The sequence below is a fragment of the Hyphomonas pacifica genome, from assembly GCF_000682675.1.
In the GTDB taxonomy this organism is placed as follows: domain Bacteria; phylum Pseudomonadota; class Alphaproteobacteria; order Caulobacterales; family Hyphomonadaceae; genus Hyphomonas; species Hyphomonas pacifica.
In genome coordinates, this window is the sequence record NZ_AWFA01000038.1 from 1 (window position 1) to 21,866 (window position 21,866).

General features: G+C 54.5%; 13 protein-coding genes. 2 read left to right on the plus strand and 11 right to left on the minus strand.

Features of this window, described 5'->3' with window-relative positions:
- Window positions 1-7: 7 nt before the first annotated feature.
- The 5 genes from HY2_RS11985 to HY2_RS12005 form a co-directional block, all read right to left on the minus strand.
- Window positions 8-658, minus strand: a complete 651-nt coding sequence (locus HY2_RS11985) for a tetratricopeptide repeat protein (RefSeq protein WP_112063345.1) — start codon at window positions 656-658, stop codon at window positions 8-10.
- A 42-nt stretch (window positions 659-700) separates the two neighbouring features.
- Window positions 701-2,485 carry an amidohydrolase family protein gene (locus HY2_RS11990; RefSeq protein ID WP_051594974.1) on the minus strand — a complete coding sequence of 595 codons (1,785 nt, stop codon included), beginning with the start codon at window positions 2,483-2,485 and terminating at the stop codon, window positions 701-703.
- Between the two features lie 7 nt (window positions 2,486-2,492).
- Window positions 2,493-3,740, minus strand: a complete 1,248-nt coding sequence (locus HY2_RS11995; protein ID WP_051594975.1) for an amidohydrolase family protein — start codon at window positions 3,738-3,740, stop codon at window positions 2,493-2,495.
- The gene (locus HY2_RS12000; RefSeq protein ID WP_034827956.1) at window positions 3,740-5,077 is read right to left on the minus strand and encodes an amidohydrolase; all 1,338 of its coding nucleotides are present in this window, start codon (window positions 5,075-5,077) and stop codon (window positions 3,740-3,742) included. The genes HY2_RS11995 and HY2_RS12000 overlap by 1 nt, the downstream gene beginning before the upstream one ends.
- Window positions 5,078-5,168: 91 nt before the next feature.
- Entirely contained in the window at window positions 5,169-8,135 is a 2,967-nt protein-coding gene (locus HY2_RS12005; RefSeq protein ID WP_034827958.1) for a TonB-dependent receptor domain-containing protein, read from the minus strand.
- 381 nt (window positions 8,136-8,516) lie between these two features.
- On the opposite strand from HY2_RS12005, the gene HY2_RS12010 reads away from it, so the two are divergent.
- Window positions 8,517-8,996: an Lrp/AsnC family transcriptional regulator gene (locus tag HY2_RS12010; protein WP_034827960.1), complete on the plus strand. Its 480-nt coding sequence runs from the start codon at window positions 8,517-8,519 to the stop codon at window positions 8,994-8,996.
- Window positions 8,997-9,414: 418 nt separating this feature from the next.
- On the plus strand, window positions 9,415-11,127 hold the full coding sequence (locus tag HY2_RS12015) for a carboxylesterase family protein (RefSeq protein WP_081815043.1): 1,713 nt from the start codon (window positions 9,415-9,417) through the stop codon (window positions 11,125-11,127).
- Here HY2_RS12015 and HY2_RS12020 read toward each other — a convergent pair.
- From HY2_RS12020 to HY2_RS12045, 6 genes are all read right to left on the minus strand, one after another.
- Complete coding sequence (locus HY2_RS12020) at window positions 11,122-13,611, minus strand: TonB-dependent receptor plug domain-containing protein (RefSeq protein WP_158534023.1); 2,490 nt, start codon at window positions 13,609-13,611, stop codon at window positions 11,122-11,124. The two genes, HY2_RS12015 and HY2_RS12020, sit on opposite strands and share 6 nt — an antisense overlap.
- Window positions 13,612-13,957: 346 nt before the next feature.
- Window positions 13,958-15,259 (minus strand): aminotransferase class V-fold PLP-dependent enzyme, encoded by a 1,302-nt coding sequence (locus HY2_RS12025; protein ID WP_034827965.1) that lies wholly within the window; start codon window positions 15,257-15,259, stop codon window positions 13,958-13,960.
- A gap of 14 nt (window positions 15,260-15,273) precedes the next feature.
- Window positions 15,274-17,697, minus strand: coding sequence for a TonB-dependent receptor plug domain-containing protein (locus tag HY2_RS12030; protein WP_034827967.1), 2,424 nt, complete (start codon window positions 17,695-17,697; stop codon window positions 15,274-15,276).
- Window positions 17,698-17,838: 141 nt separating this feature from the next.
- Window positions 17,839-18,834, minus strand: a complete 996-nt coding sequence (locus HY2_RS12035; RefSeq protein ID WP_034827969.1) for a FecR family protein — start codon at window positions 18,832-18,834, stop codon at window positions 17,839-17,841.
- Between the two features lie 9 nt (window positions 18,835-18,843).
- Window positions 18,844-19,446, minus strand: a complete 603-nt coding sequence (locus HY2_RS12040) for an RNA polymerase sigma factor (protein WP_051594978.1) — start codon at window positions 19,444-19,446, stop codon at window positions 18,844-18,846.
- 113 nt (window positions 19,447-19,559) lie between these two features.
- On the minus strand, window positions 19,560-21,866 hold a 2,307-nt coding region (locus HY2_RS12045), incomplete at its 5' end, for an efflux RND transporter permease subunit (protein ID WP_034827975.1).

Below are 21,866 nucleotides of genomic sequence, written 5' to 3' on the forward strand. Positions count from 1 at the left end.
GAGTGTCTCAACCGTTCGAAAACGGACACAGCCAGTCCACTACACCGATCAGCATGTCATTCGATGAGGCCGTCTCAAGACAATGCTCATAGGCCATCGCGGCGCTGTCATAATCCTGGGTCAGGTAATAATAGATTCCAAGGTGATACCAGATCCAGTGTTTGTAAGAGCCATGCGGCTCACCGCCCTTCATCTCGATGGAGGGCGTCTCTTCAAGATTGACCAGTTCAAGAGCCTCATCCAGATCAGCATGAGCCTTTTCGACCTCTCTTACGGTCAGATAACGGTGCGCCCGGTGGCGGCGCAGCTTGAAGGAGTCGGGATGTAAGCGCAGGCCTTCAGTATAGGCCGCAATAGCGTCCTGATACTGGCCAGCCCCGGCAAGTTCAGCGCCGAGGTCAAGGAAGGCATCTTCCGTCGCCCCGCCTGAGGCGATCAGAGCATTGATCTTCGCCTGGGCATCCAGCTCTGGCACCGTGCTGTTTCTGTAAAGCGGCTGGCCAAGGAACGAGATAGCCTCAACTTCTCCGCCAACCATGGGGAGAGCCTCCTGCGTGGCTTGCTCAGAGACAGAAGCCTGCGAAGAGTATGCTCCGCTGCCAGCACATCCGGAAACAAGAAATGCTGCGCCGCATACGCCATAGAATAGTGTTTTCATGTCCTTACCTCATATAGAGTGAGCCTGCCCTCAAGGGACGCCTCAGTAGAATTCCACATTGTCAATTTCCAGCCAGACAGACTGATCGGCCTGTGCATGCATGCCAAAGGAGACGTCCAGCAATTCGGACACATCCAGCGGCGCACCACCTTCACCCTTCAAAGAGGCAAAACTGAACTCGACCGTTTTCCATTCCGGACCAGCGACAAAGCTATGCTCACCTTCTCCGGATGTGGAGGACAAGATGATGTCATATGTATCGCTGCCGCGTGCTTCAAAGCGGACGCCGGTGAAGGCGCTGGCATCGACAGGAACAAACTCACCTGGTGACAAGGGCAACGTCGCGAAGGCAAACGGATCATCCTTCAGGGCCATCGTGGCCGACATGTGCAGCGCCTTGCCGCCCCCTACACGCTCCACACGCCCCAGCATGACTTCCGAGCGCGGCAGACCGCCATCATATGTCTTGAAACGGCGGGCCCCATACTTCGTCGTCAGATCATCAGACTCAAAATCGTCAATTGCAGCCTGCGCCGGCGTGGCAGACGGACGGCCTGAGTCCTGCGGCTTCGTCATCTGGCCGTCGGCGACAACCTGTACGCCATCGACAAAGACATGTTTGACATTCCGGATGTCTGAAATGCTGTCCCATGGGCGACCATCGACCAGAATAAAGTCTGCGCGTTTGCCGACTTCGATGCTGCCTCGGTCATCTTCCAGCTTAAGCACAGCTGCGCTGTTACGGGTTGCTGCCTGCAGGGCTTCGGCTGGCGTCAGGCCGAAATCAACCATCAGTTCCAGCTCTCTCAAATCTGCCTCGCCGAAGGGATTGTTGTCGATCCCCTGATCGGTACCCAGGGCCACGCGAATGCCTGCGTCCAGGAAGGTTCGCATGTTTGCGCGGGAGCGTTCCTGACGGTACAGGACCATTGCGGCCGCCACCTTACTCATTTCTGCAAGTTCATGCTCGAAGGGTTCGTAGACTGTCAGGGTCGGGGAATACAGAACGTTATGCTCCTGCATCAGGCTGACGAGTTCCTCATCTGCGTCGGCATCCTGAATGGCGTGAACAATGGCTGTTACACCGCCCTCGGCAGCGATTTTTCCGCCTTCCACCGTCACGGTATGACTGAAGACAGGGAGCCCCGCAGCAGAGGCCGTATCGACGACAGCCTCAAGCGCATCTTCATTGATACTGGTAAGATTGACCACACCGCCATAACGCCAGCCATCGGCAAACACCTTTATGGCATCGGGCTTGTAAGGCAGCAGGGACTCAACGGCCGCCTGCCCTTCCCGCGCAGAGAAGATGACTTTCGTTATGTGCTCATCGCCCCACTCTGTTCCGTGTCCGTATGGTACACCGATGCGGGCCGCGTAGAAGACGTGAGGCGACTGAATGGTCTTGTGATAGGCGCGCTTGCTCTCAAAGGATTCTGGAGCGGAATGGAAATCCGTCGCAGTCGTGACGCCCGCCTTGAGGAGATCCGAGGCGATCGACGCACGGTCTGCCCCGTTCATACCAGTCCAATGTGTGTGCACATCAATCAGCCCAGGCAGCAAGGCCAACCCATTCGCCTCAATGATACGCGTTCCGGACGGGTATTTGGTGATCGTGTCCTCAACCGCAGAAAACCGGCCATCAAGGATCAGCACGTCAGCCTCTTGCACCGATCCATCCGTGACATCAAAGATGTCTGCATCGCGGATCAGGAGAGCCTCTGCCGAAGCAGACGACACGGACGCACAGCCCGTTAGTCCAGCAAAGCCAAGTGTTACACAGTATACGGCAAATATACGCTTCAAGGCAGTTTTGTTGCCAGTCATGATCTCATTACTCTCCAGATTTCACGTATTTCTTGCGCAGGACGGTCAGCCGGTCTGTCTTGGGCTGGGCCTCTCCGCGAACATATAGCACGACTAGATCGGTCAAAGGCTGCAGCGGGTCGCCTGACCAGACTGCGATGTCAGCGTCTTGGCCAACAGCGATCTCTCCGCCGGTCGTGTCACCGAACATGCGCGCGGGATTGACCGTGATTGCCTTGACTGCGGCGTCATAGGGTAGTCCATGGGCGACCGCCATGCCAGCATGATAGCGCGTCAGGCGGACATCATGGCCGTCACGATTGCTCGTCAGGGCAAGCCTCACACCTGCCGCATTGAGGCGAGTGGCATTCTCGATAGAGGCCCGGACCTGATCAAAATTCGACGGCAGATTATCGATTGGGTTGAGCACGACAGAGGCGCCTGCCTCAGCGATCTCATCCGCCACGACCCAGCCCTCGGCAGCACCAACCAGAACCATTTTGAGGTTCAGGGCCTTACCAATCTTGAGCATTTGGGAAATGTCAGATGCGCGGTCCACTTCAATGACAAGTGGCGCCTCACCTCTGGCAACAGGTGCGAGCGCATCCAGATCCGCGCGGGTCCAGTTTTTCTGGGTCAGGCCGGACATATCCCCCGGCGTCTCCTTTGCGGCATAGAGTGATACGTCTTCCAAAAGGGCCTTTAGCATAGGGAACATTGCAGCGCGGCCCGTCTTCACACCGCGCAGATTAATCGTCACACCTGCATGTGGCAGGATGATCGGGTCTTGCCCGTCACCCGTAGCAATGACAGCCCCCTGCCCGCCAAAGCTCAGCTTTTCCTGACTGCCGCTTCCCAGGCCCGGTGTGACAATGGCGCGGCTGATACCACCATTTCGCGCGACAGGAATGAGCGTCGACGCCGGATTGACCGCATACTGGATTTCAACACTCGCAGAGAGGTCAGACGTCTTAGCAGAGCTGTCATTCGCATTGGCGCGATCATTTATTTCCACCACGCCCAGCGTTGTGTTGGCGGCAACAAGACCCGGCGTTATGGTACGCCCTGTCATATCCATGATTTCAGCACCTGCAGGCACGTTAACGGTCTCCCCCACAGCTGAGATCTTGCCATTCTGAATGACAATGGAGGCGTCCTCCAATTCGCCAGCAGAACTCGCGGTTATGATCTTGGCGTGTTCCAGAACCAGGGTCTGGGCGTAAAGCGGCAGTGAAATACAGGCCGCGACGCAAAGGGATGTCATGAGTTTCAACATTATTGGACCTCCTCACCATACTGGCCTGCCAGGAAGTCCGAAGACTCCTCGTCTGTTTCGGTCTCATCCACGACCGTCACGCCATCAATAAACACCTTGTCCGCCACACTGTAGACGCTGAAAGGATCACCAGACCACAGTACGATGTCGGCCATCTTACCGGGCTCCAATGTTCCGGTTTGATCTGAAATGCCCATCAGTTCGGCCGGGTTTGCCGTGATCCATTTGATCGCAGTTTCATACCCGAAGTCGTATCCGGCGCGGCGCGCAGAGGCCAGGGCCATAGCAGCTTCGGTGTTCATATGCTGGATAAGGATGGAGTTGTCCGAGTGCAGAACAGTCCTCACGCCAGCATCTTCCAGAACTGCCGGAGTTGCATCCGAGGCATCATAAGCCTCCATCTTGAAACCCCAGCGGCGCGCCCATGTCGCAATGCCGATGTCTTCTGCCTTCAGTAGAGGCGTAATCTTGTAGGCCTCTGTCGCGTGGTGGAACGAGCCGATCTTGAAGCCATACTCATGCGAGATGTCGATCAAATGAGCCATCTCATCGGCGCGATAGCAGTGCACGACGGGGATGATCTCCCCATCCAGAACCTTGGCCATCGTTTCCAGCTGCAAGTCGACCGGAGCGGACGGGTCGGCCTCATGCTTCGCCTTGTACTCGCGTGCCTTGGCCCAGGCCTTTCGGAATTCAGACATCACACCCATGCGGGTAAAAGGCTTCTTGCCTGCCCCGCCATAAATCTTCATGGGGTTTTCCCCGCAGGCCATTTTCAGGAAGTATGGCGCGTTAGGAAACTTCATCTCCTGTACGGTCGCTGCTTCCACATTCTTCAGGGTAACGCCTTTGCCTGCGATAAGATTGGTAGAGCCGGGCAGGATTGTCAGCGTCGTGACGCCGCCCCGCCGTGCCTGCTCAAAGCCTGGATCCTGCGGCCAAACGGCATCCTCAGCGCTGATACCAGCCGTGTTATTCCCGGTCCTCTCGTTCAGATCCATATTCGATGGAAAAAGAGGCGTCGGGTACACACCCAGATGAGAGTGCGCATCAATGATGCCGGGCGTGACCCAGCGTCCCTCTGCATCAATGATCTCCGCATTTCCTGGCACTTTGACGGTCTTGCCAACCGAAACAATCCGGCCATTTGAAAAAACCACCGTGCCATCCTCAATCAAAGGCGACGATGCTGTCAGGATATTGGCATGTGTGATCGCAATGGGACGGGTCTGCCCGCCGGCAACTGCAGTCTTTTCTTGTCGGACCTCTTTGGCACTTGCGCATGAGGGCAATAAAGCCACCGCGCTCAGCAGGGTTGTCACAAGCAGTTTCTTCATCACGAACTCCCAAAATGGAAAGGCGGGTTATTTTTGGAAATACACCCCGCCAGGTCAAACCGGGCGGGGTGTATCAGTTTATATCAGATCATCAGAAATTGATGGTCGCGCCGACAAAGATGTACCGGCCCTGGGCATCATAGACTTGGGGATAGGTGTTCCCGCGTCCATCTGTTTCCCCGCCGCCATAACCGGAGAGGGATGTCAGAGGCGGATCCTGATCGAAGATGTTGTTCACACCAGCGCGGAGGCGCAACTTTTCAGAAACTTCATAGCGGGCAGCGAGATCGAAGTAGGATGTCGCATCCAGTTCATTCACCGCTGTCGGCGCAGAAGAGTACTGATCCACCGAGGAGATATAACGCCAGCTAAAGATGGTCGATAGCTTGTCGCGCGTCCAGTCAAGCGCCACACGGTGACGATATTCCGGTGCCGGATTGTTACAGGCATCACCATGATAGCCTGCACAATCCAGAGCTGGTGAGCCTGGCAGGGATTGCGATGTCAGCTCATCCAAGATTGTCGCAGCATAGGTAACTTTCATGTCGCCTGCATTGTTCAGACCGAAGCGGTCCAGCCCGAAGCCATAAGATGCGCTGATGTCAAAGCCAGTCGTCTTCAGAAGACCGGTATTGATAAGCGTGCTCTGGATGTAGGACTCACCACTGATCAAGAACAACGTACCTGCGGAGTCACGATTGATCAGACCGCAATAGTTCGCATCGCCTGTGTCCAGACACTGGCCCAGCGTCTCGCTTGGGTCGACCATACCAATGAAGTCATCAACTTCGATGGAGAAGTAGTCCACGCTGGCAACGAAGCCCGGCAGATAGCTCGGCTCATAAACGAAACCGCCTGTCCAGGTATCGGAGATTTCCGGATCAAGGTTCGGGTTGCCCCCTGCCAAAGTGGGAATATTATCGGAACTATCCAGGATCGTACCGTATTGATCCGCTGTGACCCCGGTTCTCATACACTCTTCCAGAGAGCGGAAGGGTTCCGGCGTTGTCGTGTTGGGATCAAAATCACCTGCACACGGATCTTTTAGCCCATTCGGCTGGCCCGAGAGGGTACCTCGGCCGATCTCTTGCGGTGCGAACAACTCGATCGGATTCGGTGACCGCGTAGCCCGCTGATACTGTGTGCGCAGGCGCAGATCTGAGATCGGACGCCAGGAGGCACCGAAGGAGTACGTACTCTGTGTGCCTGTGGTGTCATAGTAATCAGAGTAGCGATATGCGGCAGAGAGGGTCAGCTCTTCTGCGAACGGCATGTCCTGAATGATGGGTGCCTGAATCTCTGTGAAGAGTTCATAGACCGGCACTTCACCAGCAACCGCAACGCGCTGGCTGGTTGTCGTGTCGCTGGAGTCTGGCGTCAAAGAGAGCGAGTCCTTGCGGTACTCGAAACCGATGGCAGCGCTGACACCTTCAGACGCGAACGGGCTGACGACACCCCAGCGATCCAAGTTTTCAGAGAGCGTACCACCGATGACGGTTTGCTCCGTGTCCCCCACACGAAGGGTTGGCATGGTCACATAATCGGACGCGGCCCTTGTGATACCATTCGGGGAGAAGATATCAAACGGAATACAGTTTGGGTCTTCACCGGTCAGAACAGAACGGCAGACGATGTCGCCGGTATCAGGGTCTGTCACAGCATCAAGAGCACGCGTGACGCGGGAGGTGGATACATCGTTCAGCAGAAGCTCCGTATAGTCGACTTTTGCGTGCTGGGCGAACAGCTCATAATCGACGCCGCCGAAGATTTCACCGCGAATGCCACCAACAATACGCTGGGTGTTGAGGTGGAAATTGTTGACGCGTGCAAAGTCCATGTTCCGGCGGCCAATTCTCAGTGGAGCCCGCGGCACGCCGTCATTATCGACGTAGACGCTGCCCGCATCACAGAATGTTGCCAGCATTTCAGACGTCAGAAGCGGATTGTCACAATTGATGGAAGATGTCCGGCCAAGCGCCAGGCCGCCCGGACCGACCTGAGCTTCCGTCTTGTTGTCCGTGACGGAGAAATCCATGAAGAATTCCATGTTTTCCTTCAGGTCATAACGGACAAATGCCCCATAGGTGTAACGTTCGCGCGGACGCTGAAGATAGTTACCCGCAGAGAAGTTGTAAGCATCTGTAGACTGATTGTAGTTGCGTAACTCACCCGTGGCCTCATCGACGACCAGGTTGAAGCCGCCTGCCCCGGTACGGGAATATCTTGTCAGACGCGGCATAGAGCCGGAACCGCTACAACCAAAATCCGTTCCGCCATCCCGTGTGGTGAACGGGCAAGCCGTAATGTCACGATCTTCCCAGCGAATGGCATTATCCTTGGAGTAGCCGGCATAGGCGGTGATGTTGCCACGGCCGTCATCAAAATTCTTACCCGCGACCAGGTTGATGTCTCCGGACTCTCCATCGAAGATGCTGTCAGGGTTCGGCTGGCCGTAATCAGACAGCACACGCTCGATATCGGAATTGTTGTTGCCTGCCTGGAAGATGCTTCCCTGGACATCCAGTTCCAGCCCTTCAAAGTCACGTTTCATAATGAAGTTGACGACACCGGCCACAGCGTCCGAGCCGTAAACAGCCGTTGCACCACCAGTGAGAACTTCAACCCGGTCAATCAGTTGGGACGGAACCTGGTTCAGGTCCGCAGCCACATTGATAGGCGAGCCATAGGGAAGACGTTTTCCGTCCACCAGCACAAGCGTTCTGTTGGCACCAAGGCCGCGAAGGTTCACCGTCGCCTGCGCACCATTTACACCGGACGTGGAGCCTTGCCCCGATGCCACCTGCGGCAAAGTTCCCAGCAGGTCTTCAACGCGCGTCACACCGCGCACATCCACTTCGCCGCCATCAAGAACAGCTACGGAGCTGCTGGAGGTCAAATTGGCATTCCCGAGGCGGCTACCCGTGATGACGACTGTGTCGAAGGCGACTTCTTCATCTGTGTCGTCGACCTGGGCCATTGCGCCGCTGGCCAGAGCGGCAGCCAGAACGAACGATGACGCCCCCCGAACAAGAATTGAGCTTCTGGATTTTCTAAACATGCTTCCCCTCATGAAAGACTTAAGTTGTTTTGCGTGATCCGGATCACCGCAAAATCTGGAAGCGGACGCGTCTTAAGCGTCTCTCTTGAAGTCCACTTACAAGCCATTTGAAGTTAACTTACAAACGGTTGCAGGCTTAAGCCGATCCAGAATATTTTGCGGTTTCCCTCTCACCTTAGATTTGCCGAGCGCACGCCGCCACAAAGGCTAACACACGCTGAAATCTCCCTCGGTACGCCACGACCCTGTTCTTCTGATGGGTTCTACATGTGACGATAATGTAAAAGCTAAAGGCGCATCATTGGGAAGTACACCGAAATTTTTTAAGTTTTATCCCATTTTTTGCTTATATTATTATATTTTTGGGATATTGTTACTGACATGAGCAAGTTAGCAAAACTAGATGATATTGATCGCCGTATCCTGAATGCCCTTCAGCAAGACGCCTCCCTCTCGATTCAGGACATCGCTGACAAAGTAGGCCTTTCCACCAATCCGTGCTGGCGCCGCATAAAACGCCTGGAGGATGAAGGCGTCATTTTGAAGCGTGTGGCGTTGCTGGATCCCTCAACAGTGGGCCTGGGCATCACCGTCTTTGTGTCTGTACGCACAGAAAATCATAGCAAGTCATGGCTTGATGTCTTTGCCCGCTCTGTCGACATAATCCCTGAAATCATTGAGTGTCATCGCCTGACGGGAAAGGATGACTACCTTCTCAAAATCCAGGTTGGCAGTATTGACCATTATGATCATGTCTATAAGCGCTTTGTCGAACTCGTTCCCAATCTTGTTGATGTCTCCTCCACATTTTCAATGGAGACCGTGAAGTTCTCAACATCTCTCAGCCTTCCCTCCAACTGATCTTCAGGCCCAAATTGGTTGCAAATAGACTCAAGAGGGAAACTACACACTAGCCAATACCGAAGGAAGATTGCCCAAGATATTTTCCCACCCATTCCACTATATGGATAAAACTATGGGATAAAATATTACGAAGGTGGCAAAATATACCCTTTGGTTGATTTAACAATCAACTAAGGCGCGTTAGCCTTGAGCAAAATCAAAACCTAATGGCCATCCACCCACCTATGCGTCGTGATCGGATTGGAGCCGGGTGGTAGACAAAGGACTGAAACCATCTTCTATCTTGCGTCACCACTTCTCACCTGACCAGCTCTGATGTTACGAAACTCGCATATCCACAGCAGTCATTCATACCCGATCAGTTCACGATCCGAACGCATTGGATACAACACAAAACTTCCCAAGGACATTGATCATGGCATCCAGACTAAGTGCGCTTTGGGTCTTCTGCCTGCTTGTAGCCTGCGCGAAAAGCGCAGTGCCCCGAGAGGCGGCCTTACCCCAGAGAGCAGACACATTGGTTCAGACCGATGCAGGCTCGGTCATTGGCGGCGTATCTGAAAACATGGCCAGAACCTGGCTGGGGATTCCCTATGCGAAGCCGCCGGTTGGACAGTTGAGATGGCGGCACACACAAGCGGCCGAGCCATGGCATACGCCTGTGACAGCCCTGGAACATGCCAATTGGTGCCCCCAGATGACGAACGGGCTGGACGGCCTGTTCGGCATGCCGAAAGGTGTACTGCGCGGGAATGAGGACTGCCTTTATCTGGACGTCTATGCCCCGTCGGACTCTACCGCAGACAGCGACCTGCCTGTCATGTTCTGGATCCATGGCGGGTCAAATGTTTGGGGCCGTGCAGAGCAATATGACGGGTCCAAGCTCGCCGAGTCCGGCCAGGTCGTTGTTGTGGTTGTACAATACCGTCTGGGCCCGCTTGGCTGGTTTGCACACCCTGCCCTTGAAGACGGAATCGCAAACTTCGCCCTGTTTGATCTGGTCCAGGCGCTTCAATGGACGAAGAATAACATCCAGAAATTTGGCGGAAACCCTGACGCTGTAACCCTGTTCGGAGAAAGCGCCGGGGCGAACAATGTGCTCGCCCTGCTTGCCATGCCGCAGGCCAATGGCCTGTACCGCGCGGCCATTGCACAGAGTGGTCTGCCTGCAAGCGCGCCTCTCTCCTGGGCTCGGGATGGCCTCGGTGACAGAGTTACAGGCGCGGTTCCTTCCGCCCGTTCCTTTACGGATAAATCGAACCCCACTGCTGACGATCTACGCAACGCGTCTTTAAATGACATTTTTGCCGCCTATGGCTCAGGTCTGACGCCAGCGGTCATTCGCGATGGCAAAACCCTGCCAGACATGCCGCTGGACGACGCCGTAGCGCAGAATCAGTCTGGAAGCAGCGTACCCATCATTCTGGGGTCAAATCGGGATGAAGCCAAATACCTTCTGGCTTTTGATCCCTACATGACCAAAAAGGCCCTGCTGCTGTTCCCGAAAGCAAAAGACAAAGCCTATTACAATGCGATGTCTTACTACATGACCGGTGTCTGGCGGACCATCGGGGTCACAGACTTTACCCAGAAGCTGGTCGAGCATGATGCCGGCCCTGTCCGCACCTATCGGTTTGACTGGGATGAAGAGTCAAAGGTCGGGATGAGCGATCTCGGCCAGCTGATCGGTGCAGCCCACAGCATGGAAATTCCTTTTGTCTTCGGACATTTTGAGCGCTTTCTAGGTAAACTAGACAAGCGCCTCTTCACAAAAAACAATGCGGAAGGTCGGCAAGCTGTCTCACAGGCAATGATGAGCTGCTGGACGCAATTTGCCTATGGCGAGGCCCGCTACACCATGACCGCGAACTGCCCCGCTTGGCCCGTCATTGAAGTGAACAGGCCTCAATCCACTATGGTCTTCGACAGCCCCAGCACTGGAGGAAGCCGCATGGAAACAGAGGCATTGAGCATATCAAAGCTCACCGCGGAGATGAAAACTGATCCAGCCCTGCAAAAGAGCGACCGGACATGCGAACTATCAAGACGCTTGGTCCAGGCGTTTGGCCTTCTCCGGCTGGATATGGAAAGCAACCTGAAAGACGTCTGCCCCGCAACAGACCTATAGTCGGGCATTCAGGCGAATATAATATAGTCCGCCATCGGTATCGTAAGGAGCGTTACGCGAATAGATGAGGCCTTTGCTTGCTTCGAGCCTGGCCTCATCGGGGTACTGGTTAAAGAGATTTTCAGCGCCAAGACTGAGGGTCAAATGCGTAGTTACATCCCATGAAATGCCCGCATCTATGAAGAGTTCAGATCCGAATTCCTGAACGTAAGTGCCGTCCTGATTTGTATAATCAACCCATGGCCCAATCCACTTCCAGCTAGTCTGAAAGGTGACATTGCCATAGCGATAGCTTGCTGAAGAATTGGCAGAATAGCGGGGATACAGCTTCTCGAAGCGAGAAACTCGTGCTGGATTGTCAATAAAATCAGCATTCAGCACGTCGCTATGATTATAATTGTATGAGACAGCAAAAGACAGATCTCCGCCCGCAAGGTCACGATTATACTTCAACACCAGATCCAGACCGGTAGTTCTTGTATCAAAGCTGTTCTGATAGAAGGAAACAGATGTAACACTCTCCCCTCCTGGCACCCCCAAGGCGGCGAGACGTGCGCGCTCCTCTACAGCCAGATTATAACCATCAGATATAAATATCCGGTCACTGACTTCTATATCATATATGTCAAGGCTGCTGACGAGACTTTCAAACGGGCGAAAGACAACCCCCATGGAAAAATTGATCGATGTCTCAGGGCGCAGCGTAGAAACCTCAACGTCATCCCGCTCACTTATGATTTTGGCGACTGGCCCTGTCGGACTGAAGCGCCCATTCGTAAAGACGTCCAGTGTGTCCGGAGCTACGCCTTGGGATGTCCGCTCTGAAAATATCTGTGCAGGAGTCGGCGCCTTGAAGCCTGTGGACACTGTCCCGCGCATCATGAGACTGGAACTCAGATCCTGACGGAAAGAGAGTTTCCCACTAAGACGACTTCCGAATGTATCAAACTCCTCATAGCGAAGCGCAAGCCCCAAACGCCTGCGCTCAGTTGGAGCCGTCTCTCCATCAGCATATGCAGCCCAGCTTGCCTGGTCGTGGGATTTTGCCTGCGTTTCTGTATATCCAGGAAAGCCATTGGAGCCGGATGTGAGGCCATCAACGGCGCCCGGCCCTATCTCATAGGAGGCAGCATCCCCCGCGATGATCTTGTAAGTCTCCTCTCTCACTTCAAACCCAAAAGCAAGATTTATGGGTTTCCAGATTACAGATGGAACACGTAGCTCTGTCTGAAAATCAGCATTCAGATCATATTCCTGTTGCCGTAACCCTCCCGCATCGAAATGGATCGGGCTGCCAGGCCCCATGGATGCGTTGATCGTGTCATATAGGAAGTAATCGATACGGTTCTCACCGAAACTGGCGCTCAAATCATAGGAGATCCCATGTCCCTGCCCACCTTTGAGGCCAACCGTCGTGGAAAGATCCTTCTCTTCCTGACCAAATTGAGGTTTAAATCCATTAGGATAAAGGTCGCTAAGGCTCCAACCATCAAAAACTGGACTCTCCGTATAGACACTTGGCGTTGTCGGGCTGCGCCAGTTGAAGTCCGTCACACCCTGCCCCTGGCTGGCATTCAGAAAACCATAGGCCTGTCCGAGCGGGGTTTCATGATCGCCGGTCAACAGGAGACGAGCATCCTCACGCTCGGGCTGACCCCATTTCTGTACGGGGTCTGCTATATCCGCGTCAGGATGCTGCTCCAGATACTGCAGGGCATCAAGCCGCTGGCGGGCACGCGAGGTGGAAGCTGCATCACTATAGTCTAGACCAAGCCGGAAACCGCCATGCGGACCTGTTGTGCCACCACCAAATCCTAAACGTTTTTGTATGCCGTCACCTTCATAATACTGACTGTATTGTGCAGAGAATTCGATATCTGCATCGTCTCGCGTAATAACATTGATCACCCCGGCAATCGCATCCGACCCATACTGCGCCGACGCCCCATCACGTAGAACTTCCACGCGCTTAATTGCATTGACTGGTATTCTGGAAAGATCAGAGGACTGAGATCCACCTGTATTCAGCATAGCAGAACGGTGCTGACGCTTCCCATTGACCATGATTAAAGTGTGGTCTGCCGATAAGTTTCTCAAACTATAAGGACGTACAAAGACAGCCCCATCGCTCAGGGGCCTGCGCTGCACAAAAAAACCCGGCAACAGCTCAGCCAGAACATCCGCAAAGTCGTCAGATACGGGGGATGCGAGATCCGTCTGTGGCAGCACCTCAATTGGAGACATACTCTCCCATTCCGTAAGGCTAGACCGCGAACCGGTAACAATCACTGTATCATATGTGCGGAGGTCATCTATGTCCGGTAAAACGGTTCGCCTCAGCTTGGGGACAAGATGCGATACAGGGCGCGGCTTGTCTTGGAACTCTCTAGGCGCAGCCTCTCGCCGAATGATCCAGACGCCGCTCACATCAGAATGGCTAGTCAAAGAAGAATTCGCAAGAAGCGCCTGAAGCGCCTGTTTCACAGACAGCTCACCGCTTAGAGCGGGTGCGGTGATGCCGGTCAGGTCTGCTCCTTCCGAAATGATGACCGTATCGGTCTGCTCAGCAAGTCTATTGATTGCATCTGCAAGCGGCATTTCCTGAATGCGCAGATCGTATGTCTGTCCCATAGCAGGAGACACCGTCATCGCACTGGCTATAAGGAACAAGCAGACCGATCGCATTGGTCCCACAGGGAGCGCCCAGCATTCGAGTTGGAGTTGCCCTTAAGAACCCGAGATAGATGACAGGCGCATGACAAAGAATGCCCTGCGCCGAGATTTCGCAGTCGAAAAAGCAGGAAATAACACAGAGCTTTTAGGCCGCCCCCTAAATGTCCGCCAAAAGAGAATGCAGCGCACCGACAAGCTGAATGCAGTCGTCTGGCGTGTTGTACAGTGACGGGGTAACCCTCACACAAGCGCCGCCTGCCAAACCGGAGCGATGAATGGTGAAGATACCATGCTTCTCCAACAGGAATTTTGCGACGCCCTTATTGTCCTCGACACTTGTCTTTCCCTTTACGCGAAAAGACGTGATGCCGGCATGTAGGCGGGCATCATCTGGCGTAAGGATTTCGATGCGGTCATCGCCGCGCATCTCCTCGGCCCAGAGATTCCTTAAATAGACGAGCCGTGCCGCCTTATTCTCGGGTCCAACAAGCTCGTGGAAATCCAGTGCGTCCTTAACCGTCAGGAAAGTGGCAAAATTGGTGGTGCCTGTATGAACGCGATTAAAAATGGCCCCAACACCTTCAGGCCGCTCGGACATATTCGGGGAGATGTCCGCCAAGCGCTCAAGGCGAATATACATCAGGCCAGCTCCAATCGGTGCACCGATCCATTTGTGCAGATTGAAACCGACAAAGTCTGCACCCAAGTCCTCGATCCGGAAGTTGGTTTGCCCCCACGAATGGGCGGCATCAACAATGCAATCCACATCAAAGCCGCGCGCCATCTCGACAATTTCCCGTATAGGGATTTTCAGACCTGTCCGATGGCTGATATGCGTCAGCAGCAGAAGGCGAACCTGTGGATTTGAGACCAGCGCTTGTCGATAAGTCTCCAGCAGGCTGTCATAGGTCACCGGTTCTGGAATCTTGATGCGTACGACAGAGGCGCCTGTCTGCTCTGCTTTCGTATCCATGGCGGTTTGGATGGAGTCGTAATCCAGATCTGAATACATGACTGCATCACCTGATTTCAGGCGGTTGTATCCGCTGACCAACCCTTGCAAGGCTTCCGTCGCGCCGCGGGTAAAAACGATCTCATCTGCTCCCGCTCCAAGGAAATCGGCAAGGCGCTGATGAATAGGCTGCATGTCAGAAAAATACTCTCTTCGGGCATACCATGAATTACTCCGGTTCACTTTTTCAGTGCTGCGGAAGAAGGCCTCCATCACTGGCTTTGCCATCAGCCCCCAATAGCCATTTTCGAAGTTCACAACATCAGGAATGACATCGTAATGCTTGGCAATGGCCCTCCAGTACGTTTCATCCGTGGCGATATCCTCTACGGCCTGCTTCGCAGCTGAAGCAGCGATGGGCGCAGTGGCACAGCCGGTTTCTGTTGCGGTAAAGGACGCCGCTACGAAAGCGGCGCCCTTCATAACCAGTCGTCTGGTAAAGTTCATATCCGGTCCCAGGATTAGAAGCTGAAATCCAGGCGGACATAGTATTGCCCACCATCCGTATCATACGGCGCATTCCGGGAATAGATAAGCCCGCGGCTAGCTTGGAATGTTGCTTCATCAGGGTATTGATCGAACACATTCTCGGCCCCGACACGAAGGGAGAGATTGTCGTTCACCTGATATGTCGTCCCAAGATCGAACAGAACCATTCCACCGAAATCCTGGAAGATATCGCCGGTGGAGTTACCTGAATAATCGCGCCATTCGCCGTAATAGCGCATCCGGCCGAAAACATCCCATTTGCCAATCTCGTAGGTCGCCTGAAGGTTGGCCGTATTCTGCGGAATGCCCTTCTCGAAACGATCAGCAGCAGTGGTATTGCTTGCGAAGCTACCACCCGTGACTTCTGTTTTATTGTAATTGTACGCGCCGGTGACATTTACCTGACCCGCGCCCAAGGCGAACCCATAGGCCATCACCAGGTCAAGCCCCTTGCTGCGCGTGTCGAAATCATTCTGGAAGAAGTTCACGGACGTAATGCTCTCTGCTCCCGGAACATTCAGGGCAGCTAGTTCTGCACGCTCGGCATCCGTCAGATTATAGGTCGATGAGGTGCTGAGACGGTTTGTGACATCAATCTGATACACATCCAGAGTTGCCGTCAGACCGAAATTACTGTTCCAGGCGAGCCCTGCCGTGAAGTTTTCGGACTCCTCTGGTTCGAGCGGACGAATGGTAACATCTGCACGCTGATTGATCAGGTTGGCAATTGGCCCCTGCGGGCTGTAACGGCCTCGTGTGAAAATGTTCAGCGTTGTCGTGTCCAGTCCCTGAGAGGTACGCTCAGAGAACAGCTGGCCAGGGGTCGGCGCGCGGAAACCTGTTGATGCGGTGGCGCGCAATGCAAGGCTTGGTGTAAGCTCGAAGCGCGTCGAGATCTTACCATTGGTATCGCTTCCGAACTCAGAGAAGTCTTCGTAGCGTACGGCCGCGCCAATCGTCCAGCGGTCCATAACCGGCACCTCTACATCAACATAGGCCGCATAACTGGTTTGGTCAGACGAGCCGGACTGGTCCGGTGAGAAGCCAGGAAACCCATTCGAGCCGGACGGAAAACCTTCTTCAGCCAAAGGCCCGACAGCGTAGGAAGCATATTCCCCGTGTCCGATTTCATAATCCTCGTTACGACGCTCGGCACCGAACGCAAAGGTCAGGTCGTCAGCAAGGAAGTCAAGACTGACCAGATAGGCAAAGTCGGCGTTCAGGTTGAACTCTTTTTGCGTCAGCGTGCCTATGTCGAATGAGGTCGGGCTCGCTGAGCCGAGCGACGCATTGATCGAGTTGGACATGAAATACTCGATCTGGTTACGACCATAGCTGGCGCTCAAATCATAGGAGAAAGCTCCCTCGCTTGCGCTGCGTATGCCGCTAGTGAGCGAGAAGTCATTATCATCCTGTCCGAAGCGCGGCGTGAAACCAACTGGATAGATCGCAGACAAATCATATGTCGGATCAATCGCACTGTCACCAAAGGCGCTGGTGGAAAGTGGATTACGCCAGTTGAAATCCGTGACACCATTTCCGAAGCCATAGGTGCTGAAGACATAGGCCTCAGTATTGGCAAAGTCATATTGGCCATTCACTGCGAAACGATAGGCCTGACGCTCAGGTTGCCCCCAATTCTGGACCGGGTTGGGAACGTTCAGCTCAGGGAAAGCCTCCTGCAGAGCGATGGCATCTGCGCGCTGGCGGCTACGGGAGGTCGGTTGAGCGTCCGTATACTCGCCAGAAAGATTCAGGAACCCATTGTCGAATACAAAGCCCTGCTGAACGCCAATACGGTATTGCTTCCCGTCCCCTTCATAATACTGCCCTGCCTGGGCGAAGGCCTTGGTGCCGCCTTCGTCATCCAGAATTATGTTGATAACGCCAGCAATCGCGTCAGAGCCGTATTGAGCGGAGGCACCGTCACGCAACACTTCGATCTGCTTGATGGCATAGGACGGGATCTGCGCGAGGTCAGGTGCTTGAGCACCATTCGATCCCAACAACGCAGAACGGTGCATACGCTTGCCATTGATCAGCACCAGCGTGTGGTCTGCTGAAAGGGCTCGCAAACTCGCCGGACGTACAAAGACCTGACCATCCGCCATCGGAAGACGCTTAACGTTGAAGGAGGGTACCAATTGAGAGAGCGTATCCATCACCTCGTCAGAGGCGGTGAGGTCGATGGCCTTGTCGGAAATCACATCTACGGGCGCAAGGCTGTCAAATGCCGTGCGAGGCGCGCCGCGAGTACCGGTGACAATGACTGTTTCCTGAACACTTTTTTCGTCTTGTTGGGGCGCTGTCTGGGCAAGCGCCGAATTGCAGAGGCACAGAGCGGCCCCCGAAGCCGTCAGGGCAAGCGCTTTGCGCAGGCTGATAGAAGAATTCATGATTTTCCCCTCATGATAAACCTTGCGGGGTGACGCATCACACCCGCGCCACGCTCCTGCGTGGCTAGAGGGAAGACAGATCAGACATGTCGCTCTTTCAGAGACCTTGTCATCTTCATAAAAGGTTCACCGCACTGAGCGTCAGAAGTCTCTCATAATCAGGATTTCTGTATCATTTTCCTTCACCTGAATTGGGTAGGCAGCATCCAGGCCCGCCAATACCTGGCCAATCTGCTGCGTGGAAAAGGATAAGGTGAGGCGCATGTCACCCGGCGCCCCCGCAGTGAGACGTACAGGACGCTCGCTATACTGGTTCATATCCGCCACGATATCGCGCAGAGGTGCATTGACGAAGGACAACCTGCCAGAGCGCCAGGACAGCTCTTCTTGGAGATCAAATTTCTCTATTTTGCCAAGGCCTTGCACAGGTGTTGAAACAATCTTGTCGCCCGCCAAAAGATCACGTGCCTCTCCGGCAGCAGCCCTCACACTCACATGGCCACTATCGACAGATACAGACACCCTGTCTGCACGCCTCTTCACATCGAATCGTGTGCCCAGAACACGAACCTGAACTCCGCCCGTATCAACCGTTAGCGGACGGTTCTCATCGCGCGCAATATCGAAGTAAGCATTGCCCGCCACCAGCTCTAGCTGGCGAGACTGATCTGTGAAATCCCCCTGGATGCGACTGGCACCACCCAAAGTGATTTCACTTCCGTCTGAAAGCGCAAAGGTTCTGATTTCCCCGCGCTGCGTGGCAATCAGGATACTCTCGACGGGTGCTGCTGGCTGGTGAGCCAACAAACCGACACCGGCGGCGAGAGCCAGCACGGCTGCAAGCCCTCCGCCCAGCATCAAACGTCGCGTCGGCGCGACAGGCCGCTTAAGAGCAGAAATATTATTCTGATCCATAAGCAGGTCTTCGATACCGTCAACCTCTGCCATTCCGTCCCATAGTCCACGTGCGCGATAAAAAGCGTCCCTGTTCGCAGGTGAGGCCACAAGCCAGTCGGCAAAGGCCCTTTCCTTCTCCGGCGAGACATCACCTGAAGCAAAGGACAACACCCAGGCTCTCGCCTCGATATTCCGCGTATCAGGCTTCGTAGCCAGGCAGGAGGATTCAGACTTACTCATGGGGCGACTTCATTCACCCACTTCATCTTGGAGCAAGGCCATGACCTTGCCGAGCTGTCGTGAGATGTCTGCCTCGCTCCACCCCGTATCTTTTTTGATCTCTGCATATGTCTGCCCCTTGAACCGGCTTCTCAGCAGGATTTCCTTCTGCTTTGGTGACAGTTTCCGAATGGCGCTCGCAACCCGTTCGAGATCCTGCTTTCCCATTAAGACAGTTTCAGGAGAAATTTCTTCCATATCAGGATGCGAATTTCCATCCAGCTGGCTTTTGACGAAGTTCCGCCCGCGCCGCAGCTTGTCATTCGAGTTAAGGCCGACATTGATTGCAGTACGGAACAAGAAGGCACGAGGTGACCGGATGTGGGTAAGGTTTTCCAGCCCAGCGAGCTTTGAAAAAGCCGCCTGCGCGACATCTTCAGGGTCAGGCGGGCCTGCCCCAAATACTTTTCGGAGCCTGCCCACCAATTCCCCATAATGATCCCGAAATAGGTGATTCAGAAATCTGGTACGCTCTAATAGTGCCGCGTCCTGCGCCTGCACGCACACGGCTGACACGTCTGAGAGCGCATCCGACTTTGCCTTATCCTCGGGACGGGACAGTTTGACTTGCATAGAGCGCCTTCAGCAATCCTGACTGCGCTCATGAAGAACAAGCACAAACTATTTGTGACGGCTTTTTGAAAGTACTGTAACGCGATTATCCACACATAACTATCAAAGAGCGCTTATCCCCTTCTGGCGCGCTGAGCTTCCCTTACGGAAAGAGGGCTCTCAGGCTCCGGCGCGAACCAGCGGTGAAGCGCTGGCAGCACCAGCAACGTCAAAGCAGTTGACGAGACGAGCCCGCCCATCACGACGGTTGCCAAGGGTCGCTGCACTTCCGCACCGACACCAGTTGCGAAGAGTAAAGGTGCCAAGCCGAGCGCAGTGGTGAGCGCTGTCATGAGGACCGGCCGAGCACGCAAACCCGCAGCTTCTATCGCAAGCTCGTCACGCTCGAAGCCCCGACGCGCAAAATCGTCCATGAAGCTGACTAAAACCATGCCATTGCCCAAGGCGATGCCGAACAAGGCAATAAAGCCTACTGTAGCCGGCACGGAAACAGGCAGTCCGCTGATCCACAGAGCTACCACCCCACCGGTTAGAGCAAGCGGAATATTCAGCAGAATCAAAATCACAGACTTCATCCGTCCAAATGTCAGCAGCAGGATCAGGCAAACAATGGCAAGCGTGATCGGAATGACGACCGAGAAGCGCTTGTTGGCTTCACGCTGCAATTCAAACTGACCGCCCCACTCCACCCTGTAGCCAGCAGGCAGGTCCAGACTTTCTTTCACGGCCTTTTGAGCCTCACCGACATAACTGCCAATGTCCCTCTCACGGACATTCAATTGAACTGCAATAAAACGCTCGCCATTCTCACGCGTGATCTGACGTGGCCCCACAATCTCTTCCAGTTCGGCGACACTCTCCAATGGGATACGTGCCCCACTCTCAGATTCCAGAATGATCCTACCGATCGCGGCAGGTGTATTACGATCCTGTTCGGCAAAACGCACGACGACAGGAAACTGACGAACTCCCTCAAAAACCGTGCCCGCCTCGGTGCCACCCACGCCTGAGCGCAGCACGTCCAGGGCATCCTTGATGCTAAGACCATACCGGCCAAGCGCAGTCCGGTTGAGGGAAACGACGAGTTGGGGCGCCCCTGTGATCTGGTCTGCCTGAACGTCACTCGCACCTGGCACATTTTGAAGGATTGATTGCAATCTTTGGGATTTTTCCAGCAAAGTCTCCGTGTCCGGTCCAAATACCTTGACCGCTAGCTGCGCCTTGGTTCCCGTCAGCAATTCATCCACCGACATGGCGATCGGCTGACCAACATTTACGCGGATACCTGGGAAAGAACCGAGATTATCAGAGATCTCTGTCCGTAACGTGTCGGGTCGCATTCCGTCACGCCACTCTTCTCTTGGTTTCAGTGCCACAAACGCCTCGATGCTGTTGACCGGGTCGGCATGGGCACCGACTTCACCGCGACCGATGCGGCTGACAATTGATTCAATTTCCGGAAAGGAGTCCAGCAATCGCTTTTCTATACGGGTCGAAGTGAGTTGGGCCTCCGTCAAGGAGATGGAAGGCGCCATTGTAACCCGCAACAAGACATCACCTTCCTCCATCGCAGGAGTGAACTCTGATCCGAGCCGTGTCGCCGCGAGACCACCGGCGAAAAGCAGAAGCGTTGCGAGGCTGATCGCCACCATCCGTTGGCGCACGAAGAATCCTGCAAGTGGCTTGATCAAACGTGTCAGCCTTTCCTCTGACGCACCCCTTGTCTTGTCAGATGGCCGTATCAGACTGAGCGCCATAGCCGGCGCTATTAATACCGAATAGATCAGCGAGCCCGTCATGGCGAGCGCTGCAGAGGCCGCCAAGGGACGAAACGTCTTGCCTTCGGTCCCATGCAGGGAAAATAGTGGCAAGAACACGATGATGACGACAGCAACCGCAGCAATAAGGGGAGCGATCACTTCCGTGCTTGCCCGCGCAACAATAGTACGAGCATCGTCATGCTCTGCCCGTTCCTTGAAGCCTCGATCCACATTCTCTGCGATGACGATCGCGCCATCCACCATCATACCGATTGCGATGGCTACGCCGCCCAGGGTCATGAGGTTCGCACCGATGCCAAGTACATTCATGGCAATGAAAGCAAACCCGACAGAAAACGGAATCGACAGGACGACAACCAGGCTCGGGCGCCAACCACCCAGGAAGACGAAAACAATAATTGCAACAAGCGAAGCCCCTTGCCACAAGGCGGTCGTAACCGTCGCCGCGGCCTTTTGAACGAGCGTACCCTGATCATAATAGGCAACTGCTTTTACCCCATTAGGAAGGGAGGCATTGATCTCTTCAAATCGTCTCTTGGTGCTTTCGACCACCTCCGACGTATTGGAGCCATAGAGCTTGAGCACGAGTCCGGCAACGACTTCGCCTTCCCTGCTCTGCCCCACTGAGGTGGTCCATCG